Here is a 13,692-nt window from a genome sequence, read left to right as displayed (position 1 = left end):
AAAACACCGATCAGCCGGACCGACCTGCCAACTGCCCAGCGCATGAATCCGGACACTTGGCCTGCAGGGCCGTTTGAAGGTCTTTATTTTTACTGAATAAAACGATATTTCTTTCCTAAAAAACAAGAATGTCACACTGAAATTTCTTGCTGTTTCCATCAGGACCCGGCAGGCAACATGCGCCCATCGACACACTGGACGCGTCATGCCTGTTTTCCACACCTTAAGAGCCTCCCTACAAAAAGCGCTGCCCACCCGCGAATCCCTGGCGCAACACGCCTGGCTGCGCCCGGTGGCACACCAGCTGCTGCATCCCCAGCTGTGGCGGCTGCAACACGAGTCGGTGGCACGGGGCGTGGCCATTGGCACCTTCTGGGCCTTCGTGATTCCCTTGGGTCAAACCTTTGTCGCTGCAGCCCACTGCACCTGGTGGCGCGGCAACATTCCGGCAGCGGCCGTCATGACCATGCTGACCAACCCACTGACTTTCGGTTTCTGGCTGTGGTTGGCCTATCCCGTCGGCAACCTGTTCCTGGGCACGCCCATGCCCGCAGACAATGGGCCTGACACGGGCTGGGCAAGTGGCTTGCAAGAAGTCGGCGGCCCGGTCCTGCTGGGCATGGGCATTTTTGGCGTAGGCGGTGCCGCGCTGGCTTATGGGCTGGTCAAACTCGGCTGGCGTTTGCGTGTGGCGCTGCGACGCCGCCGTTCCAACGCTGGGGGATGACAGCCTCTGGGCACTTGGAACGCTCAAGAAAAAACCGCCAGGCCCTCTCGGGCACTGGCGGTTTTTTTGTGCAGCGGGCGCTGCAGGTTTTACTTCTTGTCGCTGAAATAGCCCGAGGTCACTTTCCAGCGGCCGTCGGTGATCTGCGACATGCGCGACGCGTTGCTGCCCAAACGCTTGGTCGGGCTGAAGGTCATCTCGGACGTGCCAAAGATATCGGGTGGGATCACCATGGTGTCCATGGCCTTGATGATGCTTTCGGTTGTCACATTGGCACCGGACTTTTCAACCGCGCGCAAGAAGGAATCGATGGCGTTGTAGCCATACACCGAGAACACGGTGGGGTCTTCGTTGAACTTGGTCTTGTACTTGTTGGCCCAGAAACGGATGGGCTGTGAGGCCTCGTCCAGATAGGGGTGCTGGGTCGACATGGTGGTGTAAAAGCCGTTCATGGCGGGGCCACCGAGCTTGTGGATCAGGTCGGTGTAGGCCGCACTCGATCCCAGGAAGGTCGGGTTGAAGCCCAGGCGGCGTGCGGTGGCGATGCCGCCAATGGTTTCACGGATGATGGTGCCCATGACCACGAAATCGCACTTGGACGAAGCCAGTTTTTGCATCTGCGATGCAAAGTCGGTCGCGCCGCGCTTGTAGGTGGTGACTTCGGCAAACTGCATGCCGATGGTTTTCAGGCCCGCCTCCGCACCACGGAACACCTCCAGACCGAACTCGTCGTCCTGGTGCATGGCGCAGATTTGTTTGGCGTTCTTTTCCTTCACCAGGATCGGCACACCCAAACGCATCTGGTCGTAATAGGTGGCGGCAAAGGAGTACTTTAGCTTGTGGAAGGGCTCGTACATTTCACGCGCAGCCGTGACCGGGAAGAAGTTGATCACGTTCTTCTGAAACTGAACAGGCATCGCCGCCATGTTCTGCGCGGTGCCGATGTGGCCGATCATGGCAAAAATCTTGTCCTGGTTGACCAGCTTTTGGGCGGCCAGCACGGCGCGGCGCGGGTCATAGGCCGAGTCTTCGACCAGCAGCTTGAACTTGCGGCCATTGATGCCGCCTTGCTCATTGGCTTCGTCCACGCGCAGCATCATACCCAGGCGCACCTGCTTGCCAAAGCCGGCCAGCGGGCCCGACAAATCCTGGATGGAGCCGAGCACGATTTCGTTTTTGGACACGCCCTGCGTTTGGGCCATGGCCGCGCCAGCGGTCAGGGCCATCGCAGCAGCGACAAGACTGAGTTTGAGTTTCATGGTGCAGGTCTCCTGTGGTGATGATGGGTGATGAAATCAGCGGTACATCGCCTCGATCTGGGGCGCGTATTTGTTCTCGACCAATTTGCGCTTGAGCTTCATGGTCGGGGTCAGTTCTTCGTCTTCGGCACTCAGTTGCGTGTCGAGCAGCCAGAATTTCTTGATCTGCTCGACGCGGGCAAACTTCTTGTTGACGCGGTCCACTTCGGCCTGGATCAATGCCTGCACCTCGGCGCTGTGCGTCAGGCTGGCGTAGTTGGAGAAAGGCACGTCGTTGTCCTGCGCGTATTTCTCCACGTTTTCCTGGTCGATCATGATGATCACAGTCAAGTAGGGCCGCTTGTCGCCAATCACCACCGCATCGGTGACGTAGGGCGAGAATTTCAGTTCGTTTTCCAGCTCGCTCGGGGTGATGTTCTTGCCCCCGGCTGTGATGATGATGTCTTTCATGCGATCGGTGATGCGGAAAAACCCTTCCTCATCCACCACGCCCACATCGCCCGTGTGCAGCCAGCCGTCGGCGTCGATGGTCTCGGCGGTTTTCTCGGGCAGGTTCAGGTAACCCATGAACACATTGGGGCCACGCACCAGAATCTCGCTGGTCACCGGGTCCAGACGCATTTCGTTGTACTCGGCGGCCGGGCCAATCGAGCCAGGCTTGATGCGGTCAGCAGGCACGCCCGTGGCCGCACCGCAGGTCTCGGTCATGCCCCAGACTTCCAGCATGGGCACCCCCAGCGCCAGGTACCAACGCACCAATTCGGGTGAAATGGGTGCAGCACCCGTGACCAAAAAACGCGCTCGGTGGATGCCGATCAGTTTGCGCACGTTGTTGAGTGCCAACAGACGCGCCAGATGAAAGCGCAGTTTCAGGCTGGCAGGCACCGGCTTTTGCGCCAGCACCAAATCGGCCACCTGCTGGCCCACGCCAATCGCCCAGCCGTAAACGGCTTGTTGAAAGCTGCCTGCTTCCTTGAGCGCGATCATCACGCCCGAGTAAAACTTTTCCCACACGCGGGGCACGGCCGTGAACACGGTGGGCGCGATTTCGCGCACGTTTTCGGGCACCGTCTCGGGGTTCTCGACAAAGTTGAGTTTGGCCCCGGTGTAGAGCGAAAAATACTCACCGCCCATGCGTTCGGCAATGTGGCACAACGGCAAGAAGCACATGCATTCGTCGCGCTCATCGCGGGCGATCAGGGTGTTGTAGCCGCGCACCGTGTAGACCAGCCCACGATGGCTGTGCATGCCACCCTTGGGCTTGCCGGTGGTACCCGAGGTGTAGACCAAAATGGCCAGGTCCTCCGGTTGGCACGCCGCGCTGCGCTGCATCAACGCATCCGGGTGCTGCTGAGCGTGTTCGCGGCCCAAGGCCTGCAGCTGTTTCAGGCTGATGACCATCGGGTCGTGGAAGTCGCGCAAACCCTCCATGTCGAACACCACGATTTTTTGCAGCAAGGGCAAGGTCTCGCGCACGGCCAAGGCCTTGTCGAGCTGCTCGTCGTCTTCGACAAAGAGCACGCGGGTGCCCGAGTCTTCACACAGGTAGTGGACCTGCTCGGCCGCATCGGTCGGGTAAATGCCATTGGACACGCCACCTGCGCTGAGCACAGCCAGGTCGCACAGCACCCATTCGATGTTGGTGTTGGACAGGATGGATGCGGTATGCCGCGCTTCAAAGCCCAGCGCCATCAGGCCATGGCCGATCTCGCGCACGGCCTGCGCGGTCTCGTTCCAGGTCCAGCTGCGCCAGATGCCCAGGTCCTTCTGGCGCATCCAGACATTCGGGCCGCGCGCGGCCACCGCGTTCCAGAAAATGGCGGGGATGGTCTCGCCCGCCATGACGACATTTTTTTGCGGCGTGATGCCGGAGGTGTCCCAGAGTTGGCTCATGTCTTATCTCCAGGTTTTCTTCTTTTTCCAGCGGCGGTCGGCACGCACGCCCTCTTCCTTCATGCCCAAATAGAACTCCTTGATGTCGTCCTTTTCACGCAAACGGGCGCAGCTGTCTTCCATGACGATGCGGCCGTTTTCCAGCACATAACCGTAGTCCGAGGCGTTCAGCGCCATGTTGGCGTTTTGCTCGACCAGCAAGATGGTGGTGCCGCGCTCGCGGTTGATGCGCACCACGATTTCAAAAATCTCCTTGGTCAACTTTGGGGACAAGCCCAGGCTGGGTTCGTCCAGCAAGATCAGATCGGGGTTGGCCATGAGGGCGCGGCTGATGGCCAGCATCTGCTGCTGTCCGCCCGAGAGCAAGCCCGCGTCTTGCGCAGCCCGCTCGCGCAGAATGGGGAAGTAGTTGAACACCGCCTCCATGTCACGGGCCACGCCGTCGCGGTCCTTGCGGGTGAAGGCGCCCATGAGCAGGTTGTCGCGAATCGACAACAGCGGGAACACCTCGCGGCCTTCGGGCACATGCATCAAGCCACGCTGCACGATGATGGCCGGGTCTTGCGCGGTGATGCTCTGGCCCTTGAACTCGATCGAGCCCTTGCGCGGGTCGATGATGCCGCTGATGGTTTTGAGGATGGTGGTCTTGCCCGCACCGTTGGAGCCGAGCACGGTGGCGATCTCGCCACGGCGCACCTGCAGGCTCACGCCACGGATCGCCTTGATCGGGCCGTAGGCGCTCTCCACGTTGAGCAGCTTGAGCATCACGTTGTCGGCCACAGGCTCAGCCACCGTGTTCAGGCTTGGGGTCGCTGCGCTCATGCGGCACCTCCTGGTCTGTAGTTTTCGCGGCGCAGGCTGGACACATCGTCCACCGTGCCCAGATAGGCCTCGATGACGGCCGGGTCGCTTTGCACCTGGCTGGGCGTGCCGGTGGCGAGTTCCTCGCCCTGGCTCATGGCCAACACGCGGTCCGACACTTTGGACACCAGGCTCATGTCGTGCTCGACCATGAGCACGGTGATGCCCAATTCATTCTTGATGTCCGAGATCCAGAAGGCCATGTCTTCGGTTTCCTCGACGTTCAGGCCGGACGAAGGCTCGTCGAGCAGCAGCAGTTTCGGCTCGGTGCACAGGGCGCGCGCCAGCTCGACCACCTTGCGCACCCCATAGGGCAGGCCTGCGACCATCGAGTCGCGGTGGTGCTGCAGGTCCAGAAAATCGATGACCTCTTCCACTTTCTCACGCGCTTCGATCTCGGCCGCACGGGTTTTGGACGAGAAAAACATCTCGCTCCACAACCCCGTCTTGCGGTGCGTGTGGCGGCCGATCAACAGGTTTTGCAGCACGGTGGCGTGCTCGAACAACTCGATGTTCTGAAAGGTGCGGGCAATGCCCAGCCCCGCGATCTGGTGCGGCGGCTGCTCGGTCAGGCGCAAGGTGCCTTGTGGCCCGGCGTAGTCGATCACGCCCGTGGTGGGCGTGTAGATGCGGCTGATCAGGTTGAACACGGTGGTCTTGCCAGCGCCGTTGGGGCCGATCAGGGTGAAGACCTCGCCGCGCTTGACGTCGAAGCTGACCTTGTTCACGGCCAGCACGCCGCCAAAGCGCACGCTCAGGTCCTGGGCGGATAAAAGGGTGTCTGCGTTCATTTCAGGCGGTCCGATTTCTGGAACGATTTCTGGCGCTTGAACAGGCCACGGCGGTAAAACGGAAAGAGCTGGAACCAGGTGCGCACCTTGAGCCAGCGGCCATACAGGCCCATGGGCTCGAACAGGACAAAAGCGATCAGCACCATGCCGTAGACCGTGCCCTGCAAACCTGCCGCACCGCCAATGGCCGCAGGCAAAAAGTCCTTGCCCAGCGCAATCAACTGCGGCATGACGATCAGGAAAATCGCGCCCAGGAATGCGCCGTGGATCGAGCCCAGGCCGCCGATCACCACCATGAGCAAGAGGTCAATCGACTGGATGATGCTGAACTGCTCGGGCGAGAGGAACTGGATCTTGTGCGCATACAAAGCACCGCCAATGCCGGCCAGAGCGGCCGACAAGGCAAAAGACAAGGTCTTGTAACGCGCCAGGTGGATGCCCATGCTTTGCGCCGAAATCTCGGAGTCGCGGATGGCCACAAAAGCGCGGCCCGTGGACGAGCGCAGCAGGTTCACGATGGCCAGCGTGGCGCCGACTGCCACGACCAGGCACAGGAAATAAAACGACTCGGTGCTGTCCAGCGTCCAGCTGCCAATGGCGGGATAACCCACCATCAGGCCCGCATTGCCGCCCGTGACGCTTTCCCAGCGGGCCATGCCTTCCTCCACAATGAAGCCAAAGGCCAGTGTGGCCATGCCCAGGTAAATGCCTTTGACGCGCAGCGCAGGCAAGCCCACGATGACGCCTGCGATGGCCGAGAACAAACCCGCGCACACCAGCGCCAGCGGAAACGGCACCCCGGCATTGACCATGACGGCCTGGGTGTAGGCCCCCACGCCCAGGAAGGCAGCATGCCCCAGCGAGAACAAACCCGTGAAGCCCGCCAGCAGCATCAGGCCCAGGCCCACCACGGCGTAGATCAAGACAAAGGTCAGCTGGGCCAGCCAGTATTCAGGCACCACCCAGGGCGCGGTCACGAGAAACAAGCCCAGCAGGCTGTACCAGAACACATGGCCGCCGTGCTTGGCCAGCTTGACGTCCTGGTTGTAGTCGGTTTTGAAAATGAAACGCATGCCGGGGCCTCAGACTTTCTTGCGCAATTGCTCGCCAAACAAACCATTGGGCTTGAGCACCAGCATGAGCAAGACCACGATGTAGGGCGCGATGTCCTTGAAGCCTTCGGGCAGATAAAAACCCGAGAACGATTCGACGATGCCGATCACCAGACCGCCCACAATCGCGCCGGGCAAACTGCCAAAGCCCCCCACCACCGCAGCAGGAAAAGCCTTCAGGCCAATGAAGCCCATGTTGGCGTGCACAAAGGTGATGGGTGCCAGCAGCAAGCCCGCCACCGCCGCCACCGATGCCGCCAGGCCCCAGACCAGGCCGTTGATCTGCTTGACCGGAATGCCCATGTAGTACGCGGCCAGCTGGTTTTGCGAAGCCGCCTGCATGGCGATGCCCAGCTTGCTGTACTTGAACATGGCAAACAGGCCCAGACACAGGATGGCCGTGGCACCGATCACCACCATTTGCTCGGCGGCGATCACCAAACCACCCAGTCGCAAAACCTCGCCCGCATAGGGCACGGGCATGGTGTGGGTGTCGGTGCCGACATCCGGGATCATGGTGATCAGGCCGCGCAGCACATAGCCCACACCGATGGTCAGCATGACGATGGAAAAAGCGGGTTGTCCGAGGATGGGGCGAATGACCAGACGCTCCAGAAAAGCGCCGAACACACCCATGGCCACAATGGCAGAAGGCACCGCAATCCAGAACGGAAAGCCCAGCAAGGTCATGGCGGCCAGGCCCGAAAAAGCCCCCACCATCATCAGGTCACCCTGGGCAAAGCTCACCGTTTCGGTGGCTTTGTAAATCAGCACGAAACCCAGGGCGATGAGTCCGTAAATACAACCCTGGGCCACACCGCTGATCAGCAGTTGCAGCAATTGCACGCCTGTCTCCTTTTGTTTTTTCTGTCTGTCCTCTGTTCGCCTTCAGGTCAGCTTTGTCGGTGACGACACCGAGCAAAAGCATTTGCGAACGACCGTGCGATTGTGCATGTCTTACACGAGACTTTCCCTAGGGGTTGTCCCCCATTCGAACTCACACGCAAGGCTTCAATATCCCTTCATGACACATGCCATTCGCATCGGTTCCGGGCTCGGGTTTTACGGGGACAACTGGGAGCCTGTCGCTGCCAGCATCGAGCGCGGCCAGGTGCAATTCATCGCCAGTGACCACCTGGCCGAGTTGACACTGGCCATCCTGCAAAAAGACCGCCAGCGCGATCCCGCTTTGGGCTATGCCCGTGATGTGGTGCCCATGCTGCTGCGCCTGTGGCCTTTGATGCAACCACGTGGCGTCAGATTCGTGTGCAACGCGGGTGGCCTCAACCCCATGGGTGCAGCACAGGCGGTGCGCAAGGCCTTGGCCGCTGCAGGCTGGCACCCACGCATCGCGGTGGTGAGTGGCGATGACGTGCTGCCCCTGCTGCAAGACCCTGCAGGTCGTTATGACCACATGATGAACGGTGACGACGTGGCCAGCGTGCGCGAACGGCTGGTGTTTGGCAACGCCTACCTGGGCGCACAGCCCATCGTGGATGCACTGGACCAGGGGGCCGACATCGTGATCACCGGGCGCGTGGCCGATGCGGCGCTGTTTCTGGGGCCGCTGGTGCACGCGCTGGGCTGGAAGCTCGCCGATGCGAGCACACCCGAAGACTTCCACCGCCTGGCACAAGGCCTGATGGTGGGGCATTTGCTTGAATGCTCAGGCCAGGGCAGCGGCGGCAATTTTGGCAGCCAGGGCAGCTGGCAAAACATCCCTGACTTGGCGCACATCGGCTACCCGATTGCCGAGGTCTGGCCCGACGGCACGGCCTACATCACCAAAGCTCCGGACACAGGCGGCCTGGTCAACTTCGACACCGTGCGGCAGCAGCTGCTGTACGAAGTGCACAACCCGCACGCCTATTTTTCGCCCGATGTGGTGCTCGACATGGGCCAGATCCAGTTGCACGACGAAGGACAGCACCGCGTGCGTTTGACCGGCGCCCAAGGCCGCGCGCCCACCGATCAGCTCAAGGTGGTTGCAGGCTTCAAGGATGGCTTCAAGGCCGAGGTCAGCTGGGGCTTTTCCTGGCCCGATGCGTGGGACAAGGTGCAGGCGGCAGAAAGCATGATCCGCAGCCAATTGAAAGAACGCCAAATGCCTTTTGACGAGCTGTTTGTGGAATACCCCGGGCTGAACTCGGCACACGGCCCACTGGCGCCCCTGCCGCCTGCGGCCGAGTTGAACGAACGCGCCGAGATCTGGGTGCGCATGGTGCTGCGCACGTCCTCCAAAGCCGTGGCCGATGGCTTTGGCAGGTTGTTCCCCTGGATGGCTTTGAGTGGCCCGGCCTACACCTGCGGCTTTCAGGGCATGAACAGCGCCAGCGAGTTGCTGGGCATCTGGCCGACCCTGATCCCACGCCACCAGGTCCGGGCCCGCCTGGAGATGCTGGAGCCCAACGCATGAACCACACCGCTCTTGTGAAGATTCCCTTGGCCCGCATCGCCCACGCCCGCAGCGGCGACAAGGCCGACTGGGTGGACTTTGGCCTGTTCGCCTGGAACGAAGCAGGCTATCGCCTGCTGGAGCGCGAGGTCACTGCCGCCAAGGTGCAGGCGCACTTTGCGCCTTGGCTACCAGGCCAAGTGGACGCCTGGCCTTTGCCGAACATTTTGGCCCTGAAGTTCGTGCTGCACGGCGCCCTACAAGGCGGCGGCGCACGCAACCTGCGCCTCGACAACCTGGGCAAAGCCATGGGCGCAGCGCTGTTGCGGCTGGACATCGAAGTCAGCGCCGAAGAACTCGAGCAGGCGCAAAAAAGCCCCCGAAGGGGCTGGTGGCCGGAGATGTCACCCCGGACTTGATCCGGGGTCCAGACCTCACACGCGTTCGATGATCAACGCAATGCCCTGGCCCACGCCGATGCACATGGTGCACAGCGCGTAACGGCCAGCGGTTTGCTGCAGACGGTTGATGGCCGTGGTGGCCAAGCGGGCACCGGATGCACCCAGCGGGTGACCCAGCGCGATCGCGCCGCCCCAGGCGTTCACGCGGGCGTCGTCGTCTTTCAAACCCAACATGCGCAGCACGGCCAGGCCTTGTGCAGCAAAGGCTTCGTTCAACTCGATCACGTCCATGTGGTCGAGGGTCAAGCCGGTTTGGGCCAGCACCTTGAGCGTGGCGGGCGCGGGGCCAATGCCCATGATGCGCGGTGCCACGCCCGCAGTCGCCATGCCCACGATGCGGGCCTTGGGGGTCAGGCCGTTTTTGGCGGCAGTGGCTTCGTCGGCCAAGAGCAAAGCGCAAGCGCCGTCGTTCACGCCCGAGGCATTGCCTGCGGTCACGGTGCCGTCCGGGCGCACCACGCCTTTGAGCTTGGCCAACGCTTCGAGGCTGGTTTCACGTGGGTGCTCGTCGGTGTCGACGATGATCGCATCGCCCTTTTTCTGGGGGATGCTCACGCCCACAATTTCGCGGGCCAGGTGCCCGGCCTTGATGGCAGCGACCGCACGCAGCTGGCTGTTGTAGGCCATCAGGTCTTGCGCTTCGCGCTCGATCTTGTAGTCGGTGGCCACGTTTTCGGCGGTCTCGGGCATGGAGTCCACGCCGTATTGGGCTTTCATCAGCTTGTTGACAAAGCGCCAGCCGATGGTGGTGTCGTACACCGCGTTGGCGCGGCTGAAGGCGCTCTCGGCTTTGGGCATCACAAACGGGGCGCGGCTCATGCTTTCCACACCACCGGCAATCATCAAGCCGGCTTCGCCCGCCTTGATGGCGCGGGCGGCGGTGCCAATGGCGTCCAGACCCGAGCCGCACAGGCGGTTGATGGTGGCGCCGGGCACGTCGATCGGCAGACCAGCCAGCAAGCTGCTCATGTGGGCCACGTTGCGGTTGTCTTCACCGGCCTGGTTGGCGCAGCCGTACAGCACGTCGGTCACTGCCGCCCAGTCCACTTGGGGGTTGCGGGCCATCAGGGCACGCAGGGGCACCGCACCCAAGTCGTCAGTGCGTACGCTGCTCAAAGCACCGCCGTAACGGCCAAAAGGGGTACGGATCGCGTCGCAAATGTAGGCTTGGTTCATGTTTTAGGGCTCCAGATGAAAGTTTTATGCATTTTATTGCATGTTTTAATGTATTGCTGAATTGATTCTAGGCGTTGAATCCGCCATGGCCCCATCGCAGGCTACCCCATGCAGACATGAAGGACAATTGCTGCCATGCTGATCCAACCTTCACAAGCCGATGTCCGGCGCTTTTTTTGCGGCGTTTACGCCAAGGCCAAAACCTCAGCTCCCCTCGAACCCATGGAAATGCTGGTGAGCCAATGGATTGAGGAACACCCCGAATACCACGCCGAACTGGCCGATGTGGACGCGGCACTGGCCAACATGCACACGGCCGACCCGAACCGGGAAAACCCTTTTTTGCACTTGTCAATGCACCTGTCGATCAGCGAGCAATGCAGCATTGACCAACCCCGTGGCATCCGCCAGGCGGTGGAGTTGCTGACCCACAGACTCAACTCCCTGCACGATGCCCACCACCAGGCCATGGAATGCCTGGGTCGCATGGTTCATGAAAGCCAGCGCTCAGGCCGCATGCCCGATGGCGAGTCCTACATCGCCTGCGTGCAACGCCACGCCACGCAAGACTGATCAGTCCACCGCCTGCAACCAGCGCCGCTGGGCCGTCTGCACCGCATCGGGATAGGCCGCTTGCCCTCGGGAGCCGTTGTAACGTCCCAAACCCATGAACAGATCACCGCCCTCGCGGTCGAGGTAATGCCGCAAGATCACGCAGCCAAATCTCAAGTTGGTTTGCATGTGGAACAAGCGGCTCGCATCGCCAACGCCGATCGAGCGGGTCCAAAAAGGCATGACCTGCATGTAACCCCGAGCACCCGCAGGGGAAACCGCGTGCTTGCGAAAAGCGCTCTCCACCTGGATCAGACCCAGTACCAATGACAGTGACAAACCGGCTCGGCGGGCTTCGTACCACAGCGTTTGCAAAAACTCTTGCCGCTCTGTGGGGTGGCTTTGGAAACGAGCGAGGAGACGGCTCGTGGCGGCCAGCCAGTCGGCGTAAGCTTGCTGGTCAGCCGTCGTGGCCAGCACTGGATCGGGCGGCGCGGCATGGGCCACGGCAGCGCTCAGGGCCGTGCGCACGGCATGCGACAAACGCTCCTCCACCTGTGCCCCCGCAAGCGCTGGCTGCTCGGTCAAAAGTCCAAGACCACTGCCCATGACGGCCACCTTCGCCAAGCGCCTCAGAGCTTGACGCCGAGAACACCATTCAAGCGGCAGGGGGATGGCGGACGGCATGGCCCGAACGCATCAGACTGTCATGCGAGAGCGGATATGCGCCAGGATGTCCGATACCGCCACCTTGCTGGCTTCGGCATCGCGGCGGTGCTGGTATTCGACCAGGCCATCCTTGAGGCCTTTGTCGCCGATGGTGACGCGGTGCGGCACACCGATCAATTCCCAGTCGGCGAACATGGCACCGGGGCGCTCGCCCCGGTCGTCCAGGATCACGTCCACACCCTCGGCCAACAAGGCGGCGTAGATGCGCTCGGCTTCAAGCTTGACGGCTTCGCTGCGGTCCATGCCGATGGGGCAAACCACCACGGTGAAGGGGGCAATGGCGTCGGGCCAGATGATGCCCCGCTCGTCGTGGTTTTGCTCGATGGCGGCGGCGGGCAAGCGTGTGATGCCAATGCCGTAGCAGCCCATTTCCAAAAATTGCGGTTTGCCGGTTTCGTCCAGGAAGGTGGCGTTCATGGCCTTGGAGTATTTGGTGCCCAAATAGAACACATGGCCCACTTCGATGCCACGCTCAATGGCCAGCTCGCCTTGGCCGTCGGGCGACTTGTCGCCCGCCACCACGTTGCGGATGTCGGCCACCAGGGCAGGCTCGGGCAGGTCACGGACCCAGTTGACGCCGGTGATGTGGAAGTCTTCTTCGTTGGCACCGCAAATCCAGTCGGCCATCACCGCCACCTCACGGTCGGCCACCAGGTGAACCGGCTTTTTCAGGTTCAACGGGCCCAGGTAACCCGGCTTGCAGCCAAAGTGGTCTTCGATCTCGCTCAAGGTGGCAAAGCGGAAGCCGCCTTCCATGCCGGGCAGCTTGCCGACTTTGACTTCGTTCATATCGTGGTCGCCGCGCAGCAACAGCAGCCAAACTTGCGATTTGACGATCTCACCCTGCTCATTGAGCGTGTCGGTGGCCAGCACCAGCGACTTGACGGTGGTGGACAGGGACACGTTCAGCAAGGCGGCGACGTCTTCGCAGGTGCTCTTGCCTGGCGTGGGGGTTTTGGTCAGGGCCTGTGTGGCTGCAGCGCGGGGCTGGCTCGGGGCCAGGGCCTCGGCTTTTTCCATGTTGGCGGCGTAGCTGCTGGTGGGGCAATACACGATGGCGTCTTCCCCCGTGGCGGCAATCACCTGGAACTCTTCGCTCAAATCGCCCCCGATGGCGCCGCTGTCTGCGGCGACGGCGCGGTAGGTCAAACCAAAACGGTCGAAAATCTTGCGGTAGGCCCCGGCCATGACCTGGTAGCTGGCCTTGGCGCTGGCCATGTCGCGGTCAAAGCTGTAGGCGTCTTTCATGGTGAATTCGCGCCCGCGCATCAGGCCAAAACGGGGACGGCGCTCGTCGCGGAATTTGGTCTGGATCTGGTAAAAGTTTTTGGGCAGCTGCTTGTAGCTGCGCACTTCCTGGCGCACCACGTCGGTCACCACCTCTTCGCTGGTGGGCTGGATGACGAAATCACGGCCGTGGCGGTCCTTGATGCGCAAAAGCTCTGGGCCCATCTTGTCAAAACGACCCGTTTCCTGCCACAGCTCGGCGGGCTGCACCACGGGCATGGTCATCTCGATGGCCCCTGCGCGGTTCATCTCTTCGCGCACGATGGCCTCCACCTTGCGGATCACGCGCAGGCCCATGGGCATGTAGTTGTAGATGCCTGCACCCAGTTTCTTGATCAGACCCGCCCGGGTCATCAGCTTGTGGCTGACCACCTCGGCATCGGCGGGGGCTTCTTTGAGGGTGGAAATGAGGAACTGGGAGGCTTTCATCGCAACAGGCTAACTCAGAC

The 13,692-nt window shown here is 61.6% G+C and carries 13 protein-coding genes; 4 read left to right on the top strand and 9 right to left on the bottom strand.

What is annotated here, in order from left to right:
- Window positions 1–205 precede the first annotated feature (205 nt).
- Window positions 206–727 carry a DUF2062 domain-containing protein gene (locus tag ACZ5RT_RS02040; protein ID WP_464453349.1) on the top strand — a complete coding sequence of 174 codons (522 nt, stop codon included), beginning with the start codon at window positions 206–208 and terminating at the stop codon, window positions 725–727.
- A gap of 89 nt (window positions 728–816) precedes the next feature.
- Here the strand turns inward: ACZ5RT_RS02040 and ACZ5RT_RS02035 are convergent, their stop codons facing one another.
- From ACZ5RT_RS02035 to ACZ5RT_RS02010, 6 genes are read right to left on the bottom strand one after another with little or no spacing between them, the layout of a single operon-like run.
- Window positions 817–1,986, bottom strand: coding sequence for an ABC transporter substrate-binding protein (locus ACZ5RT_RS02035; protein ID WP_464453348.1), 1,170 nt, complete (start codon window positions 1,984–1,986; stop codon window positions 817–819).
- 36 nt (window positions 1,987–2,022) lie between these two features.
- A complete protein-coding gene (locus ACZ5RT_RS02030) occupies window positions 2,023–3,879 on the bottom strand; it encodes an AMP-dependent synthetase/ligase (protein ID WP_464453347.1) in 1,857 nt (618 codons plus the stop codon).
- Between the two features lie 3 nt (window positions 3,880–3,882).
- The gene (locus tag ACZ5RT_RS02025; RefSeq protein WP_464453346.1) at window positions 3,883–4,701 is read right to left on the bottom strand and encodes an ABC transporter ATP-binding protein; all 819 of its coding nucleotides are present in this window, start codon (window positions 4,699–4,701) and stop codon (window positions 3,883–3,885) included.
- The gene (locus ACZ5RT_RS02020; RefSeq protein WP_422169707.1) at window positions 4,698–5,531 is read right to left on the bottom strand and encodes an ABC transporter ATP-binding protein; all 834 of its coding nucleotides are present in this window, start codon (window positions 5,529–5,531) and stop codon (window positions 4,698–4,700) included. Before ACZ5RT_RS02020 ends, ACZ5RT_RS02025 begins: the two co-directional genes overlap by 4 nt.
- Window positions 5,528–6,604 (bottom strand): branched-chain amino acid ABC transporter permease, encoded by a 1,077-nt coding sequence (locus ACZ5RT_RS02015; protein ID WP_464453345.1) that lies wholly within the window; start codon window positions 6,602–6,604, stop codon window positions 5,528–5,530. The genes ACZ5RT_RS02020 and ACZ5RT_RS02015 overlap by 4 nt, the downstream gene beginning before the upstream one ends.
- A 9-nt stretch (window positions 6,605–6,613) precedes the next feature.
- Complete coding sequence (locus ACZ5RT_RS02010) at window positions 6,614–7,489, bottom strand: branched-chain amino acid ABC transporter permease (RefSeq protein ID WP_108427041.1); 876 nt, start codon at window positions 7,487–7,489, stop codon at window positions 6,614–6,616.
- A 178-nt stretch (window positions 7,490–7,667) separates the two neighbouring features.
- Between ACZ5RT_RS02010 and ACZ5RT_RS02005 the strand changes: the two genes are divergently transcribed.
- Together ACZ5RT_RS02005 and ACZ5RT_RS02000 are read left to right on the top strand one after the other, a co-directional pair.
- Window positions 7,668–9,059 carry an acyclic terpene utilization AtuA family protein gene (locus tag ACZ5RT_RS02005; protein WP_464453344.1) on the top strand — a complete coding sequence of 464 codons (1,392 nt, stop codon included), beginning with the start codon at window positions 7,668–7,670 and terminating at the stop codon, window positions 9,057–9,059.
- A complete protein-coding gene (locus ACZ5RT_RS02000; protein WP_291926217.1) occupies window positions 9,056–9,457 on the top strand; it encodes an AtuA-related protein in 402 nt (133 codons plus the stop codon). Before ACZ5RT_RS02005 ends, ACZ5RT_RS02000 begins: the two co-directional genes overlap by 4 nt.
- Window positions 9,458–9,472: 15 nt before the next feature.
- Here ACZ5RT_RS02000 and pcaF read toward each other — a convergent pair whose 3' ends face one another.
- The gene (gene pcaF, locus ACZ5RT_RS01995) at window positions 9,473–10,675 is read right to left on the bottom strand and encodes a 3-oxoadipyl-CoA thiolase (protein WP_464453343.1); all 1,203 of its coding nucleotides are present in this window, start codon (window positions 10,673–10,675) and stop codon (window positions 9,473–9,475) included.
- A gap of 138 nt (window positions 10,676–10,813) precedes the next feature.
- Between pcaF and ACZ5RT_RS01990 the strand changes: the two genes are divergently transcribed.
- Entirely contained in the window at window positions 10,814–11,248 is a 435-nt protein-coding gene (locus ACZ5RT_RS01990; RefSeq protein WP_291926430.1) for a DUF1841 family protein, read from the top strand.
- Here ACZ5RT_RS01990 and ACZ5RT_RS01985 read toward each other — a convergent pair whose 3' ends face one another.
- The gene (locus tag ACZ5RT_RS01985) at window positions 11,249–11,836 is read right to left on the bottom strand and encodes a lytic transglycosylase domain-containing protein (RefSeq protein ID WP_464453342.1); all 588 of its coding nucleotides are present in this window, start codon (window positions 11,834–11,836) and stop codon (window positions 11,249–11,251) included.
- Between the two features lie 90 nt (window positions 11,837–11,926).
- Entirely contained in the window at window positions 11,927–13,672 is a 1,746-nt protein-coding gene (locus ACZ5RT_RS01980) for a proline--tRNA ligase (RefSeq protein WP_464453341.1), read from the bottom strand.
- Between the last annotated feature and the right edge of the window lie 20 nt (window positions 13,673–13,692).

Source organism: Limnohabitans sp. TEGF003 (genome assembly GCF_055395455.1).
Note: the sequence above shows the minus strand (reverse complement) of the source record. Positions and strands in the feature narration are given on the sequence as shown.